This is a genomic window from Bdellovibrio sp. HCB117 (assembly GCF_047305915.1).
GTDB classification, from domain to species: domain Bacteria; phylum Bdellovibrionota; class Bdellovibrionia; order Bdellovibrionales; family Bdellovibrionaceae; genus Bdellovibrio; species Bdellovibrio bacteriovorus_B.
In genome coordinates this window covers 128,775-145,568 of the sequence record NZ_CP178622.1, presented here as the reverse complement: position 1 = coordinate 145,568, position 16,794 = coordinate 128,775, and the positions used below count along the sequence as shown (strand labels likewise).

17 protein-coding genes are annotated in these 16,794 nt (G+C 44.8%); 5 read left to right on the top strand and 12 right to left on the bottom strand.

What is annotated here, in order from left to right; genetic code table 11:
- Positions 1-55 precede the first annotated feature (55 nt).
- Positions 56-805, bottom strand: coding sequence for an OmpA family protein (locus tag ACLWBD_RS00750; protein ID WP_413569208.1), 750 nt, complete (start codon positions 803-805; stop codon positions 56-58).
- A gap of 12 nt (positions 806-817) precedes the next feature.
- Complete coding sequence (locus ACLWBD_RS00745) at positions 818-1,570, bottom strand: flagellar motor protein (RefSeq protein ID WP_413569207.1); 753 nt, start codon at positions 1,568-1,570, stop codon at positions 818-820.
- Positions 1,571-1,662: 92 nt separating this feature from the next.
- On the opposite strand from ACLWBD_RS00745, the gene ACLWBD_RS00740 reads away from it, so the two are divergent.
- From ACLWBD_RS00740 to ACLWBD_RS00725, 4 genes are read left to right on the top strand one after another with little or no spacing between them, the layout of a single operon-like run.
- Positions 1,663-2,247, top strand: coding sequence for a phosphatase PAP2 family protein (locus tag ACLWBD_RS00740; RefSeq protein ID WP_413569206.1), 585 nt, complete (start codon positions 1,663-1,665; stop codon positions 2,245-2,247).
- Positions 2,244-3,230, top strand: a complete 987-nt coding sequence (locus ACLWBD_RS00735) for an SDR family oxidoreductase (RefSeq protein ID WP_413569205.1) — start codon at positions 2,244-2,246, stop codon at positions 3,228-3,230. Before ACLWBD_RS00740 ends, ACLWBD_RS00735 begins: the two co-directional genes overlap by 4 nt.
- Positions 3,231-3,237: 7 nt before the next feature.
- Entirely contained in the window at positions 3,238-4,062 is an 825-nt protein-coding gene (gene mtgA, locus ACLWBD_RS00730) for a monofunctional biosynthetic peptidoglycan transglycosylase (RefSeq protein WP_063244965.1), read from the top strand.
- Positions 4,059-4,466 carry a DUF523 domain-containing protein gene (locus ACLWBD_RS00725; RefSeq protein ID WP_063205978.1) on the top strand — a complete coding sequence of 136 codons (408 nt, stop codon included), beginning with the start codon at positions 4,059-4,061 and terminating at the stop codon, positions 4,464-4,466. Before mtgA ends, ACLWBD_RS00725 begins: the two co-directional genes overlap by 4 nt.
- Here ACLWBD_RS00725 and ACLWBD_RS00720 read toward each other — a convergent pair whose 3' ends face one another.
- The 7 genes from ACLWBD_RS00720 to lysC all read right to left on the bottom strand — a co-directional run bounded on the left by ACLWBD_RS00720 (position 4,467) and on the right by lysC (position 11,740).
- On the bottom strand, positions 4,467-5,255 hold the full coding sequence (locus ACLWBD_RS00720; RefSeq protein WP_063205977.1) for an ABC transporter permease: 789 nt from the start codon (positions 5,253-5,255) through the stop codon (positions 4,467-4,469).
- Positions 5,255-6,181 (bottom strand): ABC transporter ATP-binding protein, encoded by a 927-nt coding sequence (locus ACLWBD_RS00715; protein ID WP_063205975.1) that lies wholly within the window; start codon positions 6,179-6,181, stop codon positions 5,255-5,257. The genes ACLWBD_RS00720 and ACLWBD_RS00715 overlap by 1 nt, the downstream gene beginning before the upstream one ends.
- Positions 6,181-7,995 (bottom strand): translational GTPase TypA, encoded by a 1,815-nt coding sequence (gene typA / locus ACLWBD_RS00710; RefSeq protein ID WP_063205973.1) that lies wholly within the window; start codon positions 7,993-7,995, stop codon positions 6,181-6,183. The genes ACLWBD_RS00715 and typA overlap by 1 nt, the downstream gene beginning before the upstream one ends.
- 85 nt (positions 7,996-8,080) lie before the next feature.
- Positions 8,081-9,094 carry a tRNA dihydrouridine synthase DusB gene (gene dusB, locus ACLWBD_RS00705; protein ID WP_413569204.1) on the bottom strand — a complete coding sequence of 338 codons (1,014 nt, stop codon included), beginning with the start codon at positions 9,092-9,094 and terminating at the stop codon, positions 8,081-8,083.
- A gap of 169 nt (positions 9,095-9,263) precedes the next feature.
- A complete protein-coding gene (locus ACLWBD_RS00700) occupies positions 9,264-9,629 on the bottom strand; it encodes a hypothetical protein (protein WP_413569203.1) in 366 nt (121 codons plus the stop codon).
- A 129-nt stretch (positions 9,630-9,758) separates the two neighbouring features.
- On the bottom strand, positions 9,759-10,358 hold the full coding sequence (locus ACLWBD_RS00695) for a nitroreductase family protein (RefSeq protein ID WP_063205967.1): 600 nt from the start codon (positions 10,356-10,358) through the stop codon (positions 9,759-9,761).
- The gene (lysC, locus tag ACLWBD_RS00690; protein WP_063205966.1) at positions 10,358-11,740 is read right to left on the bottom strand and encodes a lysine-sensitive aspartokinase 3; all 1,383 of its coding nucleotides are present in this window, start codon (positions 11,738-11,740) and stop codon (positions 10,358-10,360) included. Before lysC ends, ACLWBD_RS00695 begins: the two co-directional genes overlap by 1 nt.
- 90 nt (positions 11,741-11,830) lie before the next feature.
- Between lysC and ACLWBD_RS00685 the strand changes: the two genes are divergently transcribed.
- Positions 11,831-12,325 carry a hypothetical protein gene (locus ACLWBD_RS00685; RefSeq protein WP_413569202.1) on the top strand — a complete coding sequence of 165 codons (495 nt, stop codon included), beginning with the start codon at positions 11,831-11,833 and terminating at the stop codon, positions 12,323-12,325.
- On the opposite strand, the gene ACLWBD_RS00680 is transcribed toward ACLWBD_RS00685, so the two are convergent.
- From ACLWBD_RS00680 to ACLWBD_RS00670, 3 genes are all read right to left on the bottom strand, one after another.
- Complete coding sequence (locus ACLWBD_RS00680; protein WP_063205962.1) at positions 12,326-14,107, bottom strand: response regulator; 1,782 nt, start codon at positions 14,105-14,107, stop codon at positions 12,326-12,328.
- Positions 14,108-14,193: 86 nt separating this feature from the next.
- Positions 14,194-15,276 (bottom strand): endolytic transglycosylase MltG, encoded by a 1,083-nt coding sequence (mltG, locus tag ACLWBD_RS00675; RefSeq protein WP_413569201.1) that lies wholly within the window; start codon positions 15,274-15,276, stop codon positions 14,194-14,196.
- Complete coding sequence (locus ACLWBD_RS00670) at positions 15,276-16,793, bottom strand: succinylglutamate-semialdehyde dehydrogenase (RefSeq protein WP_063205959.1); 1,518 nt, start codon at positions 16,791-16,793, stop codon at positions 15,276-15,278. Before ACLWBD_RS00670 ends, mltG begins: the two co-directional genes overlap by 1 nt.
- Position 16,794 lies beyond the last annotated feature (1 nt).

Below are 16,794 nucleotides of genomic sequence, written 5' to 3'. Positions count from 1 at the left end.
AATTGTAAATCGAACCACCAAAGCCGAAGCTTCTAAGCTTCGGCTTTTTTATTTTCTAGATTTCCACTTTTTTATCGTCGGTCACAATAAAGATTTCGATACGACGATTCATCGAACGATGTTCTTCAGTGTCATTAGGGACGATCGGTTTTTGATCGCCATATGAGATAGAAATAAATCTTTTTGCATCCAGCTGATGCACTTTCACGAAATAGCGAACCACTGCGGAGGCCCGTCCACCCGCCAGTTCCCAATTGCTCGGAAATAGGCTGTCTTGAATCGGAGTATCGTCGGTATGTCCTTCGACGATGATGCGTTTTGTATTTGATTTAAGAACTTCGGCCACTTTATCTAAAGAGCTCAAAGCAGAGGCTTTCAGCTTCGCAGAGCCTGATGGAAAGAAAGTTGATGCTGCCAACGCAATACGAACACCGACAGCATCATGATAGATGTCTTGGATGGACTCTTTCTTCTGCTGAGCTCCCATGGATTTATCTAAAGAACGTACAACATAATCCTCAACTTCACCGGGTCCACCTTTTTTGGGGAAGTTTCCCAAAGGCATCACGAGTTCAGCAATAGCATTTTCTAGTTCATTTCCTGCACTATCAGAGCCACCGCGTCCGGTCAGACGCAGTTCTAGTTTGATAGAATCTTCAAATTCTTTTTGCTTTTCAGCGTCTTCGGTGGAAGTCGCATACATCACCACAAAGAAAGCAAAAAGAAGCGTAATAAAATCCGCATAAGAGACTAGCCATCTCTCGTGATTTTCATGTTCTTCGTGTTTCCTGTGTTTTCTTGCCATTCTGTCTTAGACCTATCTTTGTTCAGAGTCTAAGAAGGCATATAGCTTTCGTTCAAGGACGACGGGATTCATGCCGCTAGCGATAAGAAGGCCGCCCTCTAGCACCATCTGCTTTTCGCGAGAGTCGGATTGAACTTTGCGTTTTAATTTATTTCCTAATGGTAAAAATAATAAGTTGGCAGAGCTAACACCATACACCGTCGCAACGAAAGCGACAGCGATACCTGCGCCTAGCTTGCTGGTATCAGTTAAATTTCCCATAACATGAATAAGACCTAATACCGCACCAATAATCCCGATCGTTGGAGCAAATCCGCCCGCATCAGTCCAGATTTTTGCACCCGCAAGTTGTTCATCTTCTTCCGTTTGAATTTGTGTTTCGAAAATATCGCGGATGCTTTCAACTTCCACACCATCAACAACATTACGCAGAATATTTCTTAAGAACGGATCCTCAATCTTGTTGATGCGAGGCTCTAATCCCAAGATAGATTCTTTTTTGGCAAAACGCGCGCAATCCACGATTTCTTGAATGCGTTTCTTGGCTTGGCTTTCTTCTTTATTGAAGGCTTTTTTTGCAAGACTTAATCCGGTTTTTAAGTCTTTCTCTGAACTGGAAACCATCACGGCACCAACGGTTCCCGCAAGAACGATAACGAAAGCTGTGAACTGCATTAAAGAGCTGATGTGCCCGCCCTCAAGTAGGTTCCCGAGCAATATCCCACCGAAGCCTACAAGGAGGCCAAACCATGTTGCTTTATCCATAAACAAAATAGTGCCACACGAGTTTAACGCTGACACTTGGACCATCTGAAGACCTAGACTTTCTGCGGGTGAAAAACTAAGGTAAAGTCGTCATGATGTTAGATTTTCTTTTGAGTCTCGATAAAAACCTTTTGATGTTGATCAATTCTCAGTGGACGGCCTCTTGGGCGGATCAGTTTTTTCCGTTTGTTACGGATCTACATAAAACTTCGTTCTTCAAAACAGTTCTCGTTCCCATCGTGTTGGGCATTTTTATGTGGAGACGTGGCATAAAAAAAGGGCTCGTCATCTTCTTTCTTTGTCTTGCCGCTATCTCAATTTCTGATGGAGTCGGCAACAAAGCCTTTAAAAAGACAATTCAACGGCCTCGGCCGGGTGACACGCCTGGATTGCATGTCGTGGTTCGTGCTCCTTACGGCGGCTACAGTTTTGTTTCCAATCACGCGACGAATATGTTTTGCTTCGCCTCATTTACCGCGATCATGTTCCCAGCTGCGGCAATTCCGGTTTATGCCTTAGCCACTCTGATCGGATATAGCCGTGTTTATAATGGAGTCCACTTCCCAACGGACGTGTTCGCGGGAGCTCTGTTAGGAATCGCTTTCGGAATTTTATTCGCGCTTTTGTGTCAAAAGATCCTGTCCAAAATGGATGAGAAGAAGGCAGTCACATCATGAAAATTCTAGTTACAGGTGCCAACGGGTTTTTAGGAAGCTGGGTTACGCGCGCTTTAGTGAACGAAGGACATCATGTTTATGCCCTTGTTCGCCCTAAAAGTGACCTTTCTGAACTTTCCGGTGTTCAGTGCAAATACGTTCATGGTGATGTGACTGACGTTCACTCTTTATTAGAAGCCTTTAAAGGCGCTGACACTGTCTTCCACCTTGCCGGAGTCATTGCTTACAAAAAATCTCAACGTCATTTAATGGATAAGGTTAATGTCGAAGGCACCGCTAACGTCGTATCCGTGTGTCGCGAACACAAAGTTCGTCGCCTGGTTTATCTTTCTTCCGTAGTAGCTATCGGCGCCGGCTACACACCTCAAGATATCCTGAATGAAGATTCTGCCTATAATATTTCTGACTTAAACCTTGGTTACTTTGAAACCAAACACGAGGCTGAAAAGATTGTTAAGAAAGCCTGTGACAAAGGCGAAATCAACGCCGTGATGTTAAATCCATCCACTATCTATGGCGCTGGCGATGCAAAAAAAGGCAGTCGCAAGATGCAGTTGAAAGTCGCTCAAGGAAAACTCAAGTTCTATACTTCCGGAGGCGTGAACGTTGTTGCCGTTGAGGATGTGGTTCAAGGAATTTTGAGTGCCTGGAAAAATGGACGAAGCGGCGAACGTTATATTTTATCTGGAGAAAATATCCTGATTAAGGATCTTTTCGCGATGATCGCAGCCGAAGCGGGAGTAAAACCTCCTCCTTACCAAATGCCGGACTCAGTTTTACACGCCGTGGGTGCTATCGGCGATACAATGGAAAAGTTGGGACTTAAAGGTCCTTTGAGTCGAGAAAACGCTTACACGGCAACGATGTATCACTGGTTTGACTCTTCCAAAGCTCAAAAGGAATTAGGATTTAAACCTCGTCCAGCGCGCGAAGCCATCCATAACAGTGTTCAATGGATGAAAGATCAAGGTTTACTGAAGTAAGGTTTTAATGAAGAGCGCATTCTTTTTTATTCTGGGAGCAGTATCTTTGATGGCGGTAGCGGCGAGCTACCTTTGGAACTGGCTTCCCAAACCAGAAGACATTCGTGGCTGTATGGTCACTAAGATGTATCAGGTAGATCTCTGCCCTACATCTAAAAACTATGTTCCCTTAAAACAAATATCTCCGTACTTACAAAAAGCGATCATCCTGACCGAGGACTCAGACTTTTATAATCATAAAGGTTTTGATTGGATCGCCATCGAAAAAAATGCGCGTGAAGGCTGGGAAGCAGGCGTCTTTAAAAGGGGCGGATCGACAATCACTCAGCAACTTGCTAAAAATATGTTTCTTTCAAAAGACCGCACCTTTATCCGCAAAGGTCTTGAGGCACTGATCACAGATCGGATCGAAAGCACCTTAACTAAAAAAGAAATCCTAGAGCGATATCTGAACGTCGTGGAGTTTGGTAAAAACATCTATGGCGTGAAAGCCGCAGCTAAATATTACTTTAAAAAATCTCCGTCAGAGCTCAACATCGTGGAAAGTGCGTTCCTGGCCATGGTTCTGCCAAATCCGGTAAAGTATTCTCAGTCTTACTATCGTAAAGAGCTCACCTCCTTCGCGAAACGCCGTCTGACTACTATTATCGACAACATGTTTCAATATCATCGCATCAATCAAGAAGAATACGACGCTGCCACTTATCAGCTTTCCTACTTCTTCCAGCCGGAACCACCGCCAGAAGAGCTTAATGCTGCTGTTGAAGAAATTCCCACTCTGGAAGAATTGGAAAATGCAGAGCTTCAGGAAGAAGAAGAGGTTGTGCAATGAAGATTGTTTCAGCCTGCCTATCCGGAGTCCATTGTCGCTATGATTGCAAAGCCCAAACACGCTCTTCCATCGAAGAGATGGTCAAAAATGGTGAAGCTATTCCGGTTTGTCCTGAACAGCTGGGTGGACTTTCTACTCCCCGCCCTCCGGCAGAAAGAATCGGCGACAAGGTTCTTACCAATTCTGGTGCCGACGTCACAGCCCAGTATGAGCAGGGCGCTCTAGAGGCGCTTCGGCTTGCACAACTTTGCGGAGCCACCGAAGCTTTACTTAAATCCAAATCCCCGATGTGTGGGTTTGGAAAAATCTACGACGGAACTTTTTCTGGAAATCTTAAAGACGGCGACGGTGTTTTTGCCGAGCTATTAAAAAAGCACGGCATAAAAATCACTCCCGTTGACTGATTATTTCAAAAGTTTTTTGCGAATACGTACAAACGAAATATTCATGCAGATCCAAGTCGCAAGGATAAGGATCAAGATATGCACGAAAACCCATACGCCTAAACCCTGATGCAAAATAGCTCTGACAGCCGCCACCCCATGGGTCAGCGGGAAAAGATAAGCGATATAGCGAAGAACCGTCGGCAACTGATCTAACGGAAAATAAGTGCCACTTAATAAGCTCATCGGAACAATCAGTCCTGATGTCGCATAAATGAACGAGTCATAGTTTCTTGCATAAGAAGTTAAAATCATTCCGATGCATGAAAACAATCCCGACAGTAAAAATAAAACAGGTAGTGCAAAGATAATGCGATAGGTATCAATCAAACCAAAGAACATCGCGACCAGGGTTACACCCAAAACACCGAACACACCTTTGGTGGCAGCCCATAAAAGTTCACCGGCAACAATTTCTTCAGGTCCCACACGAGTTAACATGATCGTCGCATAAGTTTTCTGGTGAGTGAGCTTAGAATAGTTAGCGTAAGTTCCCTCGAAGAAGGCAACAAGCATCGCGGTCGTAGCTAGAAGTGCCGGAAAGAAGAATTCGATATAAGACATGCCGCCCATGTTGTTCACAAAGGCACCCAAGCCAAAACCCATCGCTCCCAGATAAATCACCGGCTCAAGAACAATCCAGAAAAACGAAACCAGCCATGTCTTTTTGAAATACAGAAAGTTACGAGACCATACTTGAAAGGCCCCGCTATTCACCTTCGGCATCGTCAAATATTCTTTAAACTTCATTACTCGTCCCTCAGTTGATGGCCGGCAAGTTTTAAGAATACATCGTTTAAAGTGGGCTTACGGATAAAGATCTTATCGCTCGCAATAAGATCCACGACACGACGACCTTCTTGATTCTCTTTCACCAAGACAGAGACAGTGTCTTTAATAACTTGATAGGCAAAACCTTCGGCGCGCAAACGACCCAGGTAGTAATTCAGGTCGACAGGATTTGTATCAAATTCAACAACTTCTTTTCCAATCAGCTCACGAATCAAATCGCGAGGTTTACCAATCGTCAGAATACGGCCGTTATCGATGATGGCGACACGGTCACACATCTGTTCGGCTTCTTCCATATAGTGAGTCGTTAAAATCAAAGTGCTTTTTTCGGACTTAAGATGCTTAAAGAAATCCCAAATCCAGATACGTGCCTGGGGATCAAGACCCGTTGTCGGTTCATCCAGGAAGATAACTTCAGGAGAATTGATAAGGCCACGCGCGATCGCCAGACGACGTTTCATACCACCACTTAAGGTTTCCACAGAACGGTCTTGGTATTCTTCAAGCTTCATCAGACGCAACAAGGCTTGTGCACGAAGCTCGGCTTCCGCTTTTGGGATTTTATGATAGCTAGCGTAGACCAGAAGATTTTCAAGGACGGTGAAGTCAGGGTCTAGGCCGTCCTCTTGCGGGACGACCCCGATGCGATTTTTGATTTCGCGATAATTCTTTTTAACATTCAGGCCGAGAACGTAAAGCTCCCCGCTGGTAACGAGGGCCGAGCAATACATCATTTTCATGGTTGTAGACTTGCCCGCCCCGTTAGGACCTAAGAGACCGAAACATTCGCCTTTGTAAATCTCCAGATTTATTCCATCGACAGCGACTTTATCGTCGTATTTTTTGGTTAAATCTTTGATCTCAATGGCGACGTTTGTACTCATTATTCCTTCGCTGCTCTTGCACGTTTGTGTGGGTCTAGTTCTTTCAAACGAAGACGGATGTTTTTCGGAGTGACCTCGATCAACTCTGAATCCTTAATCCATTCCATCGCTCTTTCCAAAGTCATTTTCTTAACTGGAACTAGACGGATAGCTTCATCAGAACCTGAAGCACGTACGTTCGTCAATTTTTTCTCGCGAGTGATGTTTACTTCTAGATCATTCTCTTTAGCGTGCTCGCCGACGATCATGCCTTCGTACACATCATCACCGTGCTCAACCATCATGATACCGCGCTCTTGAAGATTCCAGATTGCGTAGGCAGTTGCTTGGCCTTTGCGGTCAGAAATCATCGCACCGTTCATACGGTGTTCGATTTCACCACGGTATTCATCCCAACCGTCGAACTGTGTATTCAAAAGACCTGTACCACGAGTGTCAGTCAAGAAGTCTGAACGGTAACCGATCAAACCACGAGAAGGGATACGGAATTCAAGACGTGTACGACCAGATCCTTTTTGAACCATGTTCGTCATCACACCTTTACGTTTACCAAGTTTTTCCGTTACCGCACCTACGAAGCTGTCTTCGATATCGATAACCGCGATCTCCATTGGCTCCATTTTCTTGCCGTTTTCTTCTTTGAAGACAACTGTTGGCTTAGATACTAGAAGCTCGAAGTTTTCACGGCGCATTTGTTCGATCAAAACGCCCAATTGCAATTCACCACGACCAACAACTTTGAACGCGTCAGTGCTGTCTGTTTTTTCTACGCGGATTGCAACGTTATACAAAAGCTCTCTTTCAAGACGCTCAAGGATTTTACGAGAAGTTACGTTTTTACCATCCAAACCTGCAAAAGGTCCGTTGTTCACCGAGAACACCATACCTACTGTCGGCTCTTCTACGCGGATACGCTCAAGCGGGCGAGGATCCGTAACCGAAGTGATAGTGTCACCGATAGTGAAATCTTCCATACCCGCGATAACGACGATGTCACCTGCGCCAACTTCTTGCGCTGGAACTTGCGAGTTCACTTTGTACTGGAATAACGCTGAAACTTTCACTTTCTTTTGAGTGTTCGCTTGAACACAAAGAACGTCGTCACCCACTTTGATAGTTCCCGCTCTCATACGACCGATCGCCAAACGACCTACGTAGTCATTGTATGAAATATTAGAAACCATAACTTGAAGTGGAGCGTTCTCTTCAATTTTTGGAGGAGGAACTAGATTTACGATAGCATCGTAAAGAACTTCCAAAGAACCTGTGTTCACTTTTGGATCTAGAGTCGCCATACCTTCACGCGCAATCGCGTAAACAGTGTGGAAGTCACATTGCTCTTCTGTAGCATCTAAGTCGATGAACAAATCGAAAAGTTCGTTGTGAACTTCTTGAATACGAGCATCGGCACGGTCAATTTTGTTGATACAAACGATAACTTTTTTGCCGCCCTCAAGAGCTTTTTTCAATACGAAACGAGTTTGTGGAAGTGGACCTTCGGAGGCGTCGCAAAGAAGGATACAACCATCCACCATGTTCAAGATACGCTCAACTTCACCACCAAAGTCACTATGTCCCGGTGTATCTACGATATTAACTTTGATGTCTTTGTACATGAACGAAGCATTCTTTGCTGCGATCGTGATTCCGCGCTCTCTTTCAAGATCCATGGAGTCCATCAAACGTTCTTCAACGTGTTCGTTGTCACGGAAAGTACCTGCTTGTTTAATCAAGTGGTCAACAAGCGTCGTCTTTCCGTGGTCGACGTGCGCGATGATAGCAATATTTCTAATTTTCTTTGGATCTTGAACCATATTTACCCTTCGTTTTTTCTTAAAACTTCAAAACACTAAAACTAAATTTATAAATTCGCACGCCAGTTTTTTGTCAGGCTCACGGCTACCCGTGGCCTCCCATTAGGAACTCGTCTTGGCTTTGATCTTCCTGCTCGGTCTCACCGATGCCTGCGAAGAATTCGTTCGCCAAAGTCATGATCTCTTCGTTGCTTTTGGATTGGAAAAGATTCTTTCTGAACTGTGCGGCTCCAGGATAACCTGTTGAGAACCAAGCTGCAAACTTTCTCAATTGAATACCTGTGATATGAGCATCACAATGCGCCACAATCTCACGTTCCAGACCCTGGAATAAGCTAACAAAGTCACGTTTGACGTTCTTAACTGGTTCCCCACGCCACATTGAAAGCGCATCCATGAAAATAAATGGATTTTTAAGGCAACCACGACCGATCATAACGCCGTCACAGCCCGACTGTTCTAGTCTTAGGTTGGCTTGACGAGGTGTGAGAATGTCTCCATTTCCCAGGATAGGAAGCTTCGCTTGGTTTTTCACCTCGGTGATAAAATCCCAATCAGCTAAACCAGAATAACCTTGGGCGCGAGTGCGACCATGAATGGCCACCCACTCAATGCCTTCGTTATAAGCGATGTTGCAAACCTCGATGGCATTACGAGTGTTCGCATCCCATCCCGTACGGATTTTAATCGTCAAAGGAATCTTGATCGCGGATTTTACTGCAGACAAAACTTTTTGCAGCTGAATCGGATCCTTTAGCATCGCGGAACCCGCGCCTTTTTTAACTACTTTCGGTACTGGACAACCGAAGTTCAAGTCAACAAAGTCACACCCTTCCGCTTCGGCTACTTGAGCCGCACGAGCGATGACTTCTGGTTCTTCTCCGAAAAGTTGAATTCCGATAGGTCTTTGCGACTCATCAAAACTCATCAACTTCATCGTACGCTCGGACTTGTATTCAATGCCGTTAGCGCTCACCAGTTCGGTGACGACAACACTGGTATCAAGTTTTTTCATGAAAGTACGGAAGGCGTGATCCGTAATCCCTGCCATAGGGGCAAGAACAAACGGGTTCGTCTTAAGGGCTTGAACTGGATTCATAGGTCGACGGATATAGCAAAATCGTAATGAAAAGGATACTGGAGTTTTTAAAAAATGACCTTATTTCATGGGCTTAGGCGTTCATAACGAATGTATTGGATCTGGCAATGGCGGCGGAAAAAGAAAAGGCCTCGTAAGAGGCCTTCCGTTCATCTTTGGGGGAGTTGAACTATTTGGGACTTATTACGTTTGAGACCTCAAGAATCACAAACACCGTTCTTTTCACCGTTGGGTTCGGGAAAACACCTTTTTCGATGAAATAGCCCCGAACTGTGAAAGGTTGCGTTTTGCGAATCTTGTGGAATTGGTTTGCGCCAATCAAAGCATTGATGGATTGCTCAGCATCGCGAGAATCTTCATCAATCGCCATCGCAAATTTTTTGCCATCAAGATTGATAGTGTGAGCACAACCAACGATACCTTTCGGGCACACATTGATCGTTGCTTCTTCGAAAGTGGGAGTCGGAATAATACTACGTGCAGATGCCGTTATTCCCAGAAATACCGAAAGCATAACAAACATTAGCTTCTTCATACGTTCTCCTAATTTTTTTAAGAGCGCACAAGATAAGCGAAGGCTTTTTACTTTTCCCTATTCATTTCTGTAATGGAAAAAAAGGAAGGACTGTCTAAAACCAGTACAGATCAAGCACTGGTTATCCCTTTATTCTAACCAGGTCACACGGCCTTCAAGCTGGCGTGGCGCTTTCGGAGGATTGTGATCAGGATACCCACACACCATCGCACAAAGAAGCTCAAGTTCCCCTCGCTGGTATTCCGGAAGTTTATCCACACCTAAAAACTTATCCACATCGTCTTTGATTTCTAAGGGTGCACCCATAGTGCAAGAACCTAAGCCCTCGACCAAACACGCTAGATTCATGTTTTCCACAGCCATGTACACAGAGCCGATACTTGTGTGGTAGCGCTCTTCCGAATCGTTGTGAGAATAAGCAAAGATAATCACCGGAGCATCGCCTAAGGTATAAAAGAATCTTTCCGTGAACTGATACAATGAAGGTTTCAGTCTTTGTGAAAGGATGTCTTTAATGCCCAACCAGGATTTTTGGGAATAAGATAAATACTCGTCACGCTTCTTTCCAGTGACGACAAAGAAGCGCCAGTTTTGCCGGTTTTTTCCTGAAGGCGCCTGCATTCCCGCCATCAGAATTTTTTCGATGATCTCTTTAGGCACTTCATCCGTTTTATATTTACGGATCGACTTGCGGGATTCTAGTAATTGATAAAACTCTTCTTTGTTCATTACGCCATCTCTTCTGTTCCAGCTTCAATAAATGTCTCGTGCAAACGACGAATGGCGTCTGTACTTTGCTCTTCGTTCACCAAGAAGCAGAAGTTGTGTTTACTTGCACCGAGACAAATCATGCGTACGTTAATATCTGAAATTGCATCAAAAATGGTTTTACCTAGGCCTGGAGTATGATTGATGTTGTTTCCAATTAAAGACACTAAAGTTAGGTTCTCTTCGACCTGCACGTCTGCAATTTGTGAAAGGTCTGCAATCAATTTTTTATTCAAAAGAGTCGAATCATCCAGAGTCACACTGACGGAAATTTCAGATGTCGTGATCGCATCGATACTGACTTTATGATCATTGAAAATTTTAAAAATCTGAAACAAGAAACCATGCGCGTGCAACATTTCCGGCGTGGATAAAGTCACTAAGACTTGTTTTTTTCTGAGAGCCATCGCGCGAATCAATGGAAGGTCATTCACATCTTTGCGAACCCACGTGCCACGTGCTTCGGGATCGAAGCTGGATCCAACAAAGACAGGAATATTTTTACGGATTGCCGGCAAAAGAGTTGCAGGATGCAGAACTTTAGCTCCGAACGTCGCAAGCTCTGAAGCTTCTTTAAAGGAAATTTCACTGATGGGCTTTGCTTTCGGGCAAATGCGCGGATCCGTTGTCGCGATACCAGCTACATCCGTCCAGATTTCTAAAACGTCGGCCGAAACACCTTCAGCAAGAATCGCCGCTGAATAGTCACTACCACCGCGACCTAAAGTCGTTGTAACACCTTCTTCAGTCATACCAATGTAACCTTGAGTGACGATGACTTTTTGGCCTTGACGCAAAAATCCCAGATGCTTTTGGCAAAGAGCGGCTACTTCCGTCGTGATAGGCTTAGCCTTCCCGAAAGAGTCATCTGTGCGTAAAACCTGGCGGACATCAAACAGTTCTGCCGTCTTCAAAGAAGAATGTTTTTTTAGTACTTGGCCCATGGCTTCCGTGAAAAGCACCGATGACATTCTTTCACCCAAGCTCATTAAAGTATCCATAGCTTTCACGGAACAATCGCGCAGCAAATGAACCCCTTTAGCGATGGAGTTCATTTCTTCAAAAAGAGTTTCTAGTTTCTTCTGAGAGCCTTCGGAAATCTTCAGGTCTTTGGCGATCTTGATATGCTTATCTTGGATTTTGGAAAGGATTTTTTCCGCCTCCGCCCACGCCTGAGACTCGGCATTTTTACCCAATGCAATCAGATCATTTGTTGTGCCAGAGGTTGCTGATACCGCTACAAGACTGGAACCTTGGCGAAAGCTGACTTCCGCACTACGAAGCATGCACTCCGCATCTCCCATTGAAGTTCCACCAAATTTAGAAACAATCAACTGTGCCACATTAACTCCTCGGTCAAAGGCCTGGAAACCAGTAGAATCTTATTCCTTTTCTGCTTCTTCATTCAATGACTTTTATGGCAGACTTTAAAGATGACTTCCTCTGATACCACATTCAAAAACAAAGAACTCGTACTGATGGCCGTTTTGACCCTGGTAGCAATGGCTCTAGTGACCGTCGCCGTAGTGCCATCCCTCCGCAATAAAGTGAAAGATGCCTTTCTTTCCTCCGAGCGAAACATCGTTGCGAAAGTGAGCGGATCACTTTCCTCTGAAGGTCCTAGGGTCACGGTTTTAAAAATTCAGAGTAAAAACTCTTTAAGTGTGGAAGTGTTCTCACAAAATGAAGGCGGAGAAATGGTTCTTCTTGCGAAGCTGCCGTTATTTGAAAACCGCGATGGGTATTTCTTATTTAAGGGAAATGCGACGAATCTGGCGTTAACAGACGTCGATAAAGATGGAAGCCTAGAGATCGTAGCACCGACCTACGACGATCAAATGGTGCCACGTCTAAACATTTTCCGTTTCAATCCCGTGACAAAATCTTTTGATCGAGTGACGGCTCCGGAAGGTTTCGAAGCAAAGTAATCAGTTGATCGTTTCTGAGCGGCGAAGAATTTCACTCAGCAGATTCATATCAACGGGTTTACTCAAATAACCGTCAAAGCCAAGCTCATAAGATTTTTGTTGTCCATCGACACTGGCTTGCGCCGTCAATGCGACGATCGGGTGACGATAGCCTTTTTCGCGAAGTAAAGAGGTTGCTCGATAACCATCCATGACCGGCATTTTTATATCCATAAGAATGACATCAAAGGCTTTATCTAAGGCATATTCAACCGCCTGCGCGCCATTTTCTGCGGTTTCCACTTCAGCTCCCGAGCGACTTAAGAATCTTTTCATTAAGACTCGTAAATCCACAGAGTCATCCACCACTAGAACACGACGCCCTTTAAGGAATTCAGCCTCTTTGGCGACTTTAATCTTTTCCTGAAAAATCATTTTAGGATGCTCAGGCTTAATCAAACGAAGTTCTTGCGAATTTCCAAGCTTCATCGACATTTCAAAAGTACTTCCATGCCCAAGGGCGGAGGACACTAGGCGCAAATCTCCTCCCATCATCTTCATCAGACTTAATGAAAGTGCTAATCCTAAACCCGAACCTTGAACCCTTTGCACATCCGGGTGTTCCCCACGCACAAAAGGCTGAAAAAGATTTTGCTGAGTCAGCTTGTCCATTCCAAGACCGGTGTCGCTGACTGTGATACTTAAAGTTCCCTGGTGATGAATGTCGCTAGTAAAATTCACCAAAACTTCAACCGAGCCCTGAGAGGTAAACTTCACCGCGTTCGTCAGAAGATTGATAAGGACCTGACGAAAGCGCACTGAATCGGCCATGATGCTTTCTGGAACAAGGCTCAGATATTTAACCTCAACCTTCACCTTTTTTTCTGCCGCCACGGGGCGAATCACTGACAAAGACTCATCGATTTCACGAATCGGCGACATCGGCGCTTTTTGAATATAAAGGCGGTTGGTTTCAATTTTTGATAAATCTAAAAGATCATTTACAAGCGAAACCATGTAATTACTTTGACGATGAATCGCCTGCACGTCGTGACGATTCTGCTCGCTTAAAGTTTCACTTCTTAACAGGGCTTCAGAAAACCCTAAGATGGCTGAAAGTGGTGTGCGAATTTCGTGGCTGGCATTGGCAAGAAAAACTGATTTTGCTCTATTGGCCGCTTCATGCAGATCTCTTTCTTTGCGAAGCACATCCAGTGACAAAGACTTCATTACGGCAAGGTTCAGGTTTTTACCAATCAGAACCAAAAGACCTGAATAAAGAATAATTAAAGTCCCCATCAACATTGAAAACTCGGCCCCGGAAATGAAAGTTCCCGTTCCCCATAAAAGCATGGCAGGGACTATCACGCAGGCCATCGCCAATCGCGATGATACGTAGGTGACAAGAGCTCCAGCCACCATACACGACACCAAGAGCGCAGTTAAAACTTGCTGCTGCAAAGTTCCTGTGTGGGAAACTAAGCCGATAGCTCCCCACCCACATCCTGAAATAAACAGTGATGTGAACATGAAATAGAGCCATGGACGAGTTTCTTCGAAACTGCGAATGGAATTCCGAGCGCTATTCCAACGATAATAGGCAAAAAAACGCGCGAGTGCTGAAAGATTTAGAACCGAAAACCAGATAACGATGAATGTCGGTGAAAGCGATCCCCACGTCACCGTCGCAAAAGCTACGGTGTTAAAAAATATTGCCAGCATTCCGGCGATATTTTGTTTGTAAAGAAGATCTATACGGCGAACTTCCAGTTCCAGAGAGCCGTGATTAGAATTATCCGACATGTACAAGAGATACAGGCCCTACGCAGACTGGTCAAACTGCGTAAGGCAATGCTTCATTACGGTTGCGAAATCCTAAGAAACGAAAACTAGTTTTTGGCTGGAGTAAGTTCGCGTTTTTTCAAATCTCTCCAGGACTTACCTTCGCGTGCTTTACGGTCGAGCTGAAATTTTTGAACGGCCGCAGAGTGTCCTTTGTAGTCAGAAGAAAATACATGAGTTCCGTCGTTCTGACTGACGAAAAAGAGGTAGTCACTCGTCTCGGGTCTCAGTGCAGCCAATAAAGCTTCTCTTCCCGGATTCGCAATAGGACCTGGCGGAAGCCCGTAGATCACATAGGTGTTGTATCGAGTCGGCGTCGTCAAATCCGCGCGTGTGATGTTGATTTCAATTTTTCCGGTGCGCTCGGCTTTTCCGTAGATCACTGTGGGGTCCGTTTGCAAACGCATTTTTTTCATCAAACGGTTGTGAAAGACGGACGATATCAATGAACGTTCTTCAGGAGCGCCCGTTTCTTTTTCAATGATACTTGCTAAAGTGACTACCTGATGGCGCTTCCAACCCATGACTGTCGCTTGCGCTAGAACTTCTTCATAGACGTATAAAAAGCGCTTCACCATGTTCGTGATCAGAGCACGAGCATCCGTGTACTTCGTTAACATGTAAGTCTCAGGAAAAAGATAACCTTCAAGTGTTTCTTGATTTTCTCCTAAAAGGCTTTTCACAAAAGCCGGGTCTCTCACCAATCCCAAAAACTCAGTCGCTGTGCCGAATCCTTGTTTCTCATAAAGATCAGCGATTTCGTAAATGCTAAGGCCTTCGCTAACCGTAAAACTCCGCGCGATGCTCTTTCCAGAGGTGATTGTTGCAAGGACTTCGGCTGGTAACATGTCTGTTCTTAAAAGGTATTCGCCCACTTTGAGTTTGGAGCGATCACCTTTAAAGCGAGCATATACTGAAAAGAAGAAGCCGTTGCGAACAATGCCTTTTCTTTCTAGATCATTCGCGATGGTGTTAAAACCTGATCCCGGAGTTACCTCATACACCACATCTGAAGCTGTCGTGCTAGGAGGCGTGTTTAAGAAATTATAGCTAACATAAGCCAAGCCTCCGCCCACAGCGATAAGCAAAGCCACAATAGCCAAACTAAAAACCAAAATAGTTTTTTTCATTATTTCATATCCAAATTCATGCCCGGCAAAACTTTTGTCGGATCAAATGCAGTTGGGTCCTCAAGACTTGCCACCGGCATTGTGCAATATTGAATTGCAAAATGCGCCGAAGGACGGTCATTGCCAGATTTTCCAAAACCACCAAATGGCAAACGAGAACTTGCACCGTTCGTTGTACGATTCCAATTCAACAAGCCCACGCGCGCTTTGAAAAGAGCATCTTCATAAAGAGCTTTATCTTTCGAAAAGAGCGCCATCACCAAACCGTAGCCGATCGAATTCACGATTTCCATTGCGTGATTCCAGTCATCCGTTTGATAGATTGCGACGTTCGGGCCGAAGATTTCACTTTTTTGATAAACGCTGTTGGCATCAAACTTCTTCACCAAGTGAATACTTGGAGTCACATAGTAACCTTTATGTTTGAGATCCAACAACTTACCGCGCATCAAGCTTTCTGCATTTTCACGATTCGCAATTTCTTGAAAGCGGATGTATTTTTCAACCGCCGCTGCATTGATAAGCGGACCCATGAAAGTGTTTTCTTTCCAGTGACCGATCGTCAGCTTTTTCGCAGCTTGATAGAATCTTTCCGTAAACTCTTCAGCAATTTTTGGATGAAGAATGATTCGGCTCGTACAAGAGCAGCGTTGACCTGCTGTCATATAGGCGCCCACAAGGCTTTCGTAAACAGCCTTGTCTAAATCTGCATCTTCCCACACAACCGTGGCATTCTTACCACCCATTTCAAGAGCTAAAATCTTCCAATAGTGAGTCAAAGTCTCTTGCTTGATTTTAAGTCCTACTTCGTAAGAGCCCGTGAATAAGATTCCATCGACGTGCTCATTAGCGACCAAGCGGCCGCCCGAAGCTCCATCACCTTGAACTAAATTGAAAACCCCGGGAGGGAATTGCGCTTTTTCAAAAATTTCAGCCATGAATTGACCCACGGCTGGAGTTTGTTCTGAAGGTTTAAAGACCACCGTGTTTCCAGCAATCAAAGCTGGGATAATGTGACCATTCGGCAAGTGCGCAGGGAAGTTGAAAGGCCCCACGACTGCCATCACACCACGAGAACGGTGACGAATCACACCCTCCACTTGGGGAAGGGCATTGGGAATTCTTTCGTCCGCGATCAGCGCTAGTGAGTGGTTAAGAGTGATATCGATTTTTGCGCCGAGAGCTTTCGCTTCAGTCATCGCCTCCCAAGAAGGTTTACCCGTGTCGCGAGAAATGATCTGCGCCATTTGCTCTGCATGCGCATCGAAAAGTTCTTTCAATCGCATCAAGTAGCTTTTTCTCTCATTCATTGGCAACGTCGCCCAGCCCGGATAAGCTTTCTTCGCCGCCACACAGGCTTCGTCAATATGGTCATGCTTAAACGGCACAGTCATAACAAGGTCATTCAGGTCCGAAGGACTGATGTCTTTAAACTCTCCATCCCCTTTCGTCACAGGAACGAAACGGTTGTTGATAAAATCACCTTTGTATTTAACGTCAAATAGGGTGGTGTTCATT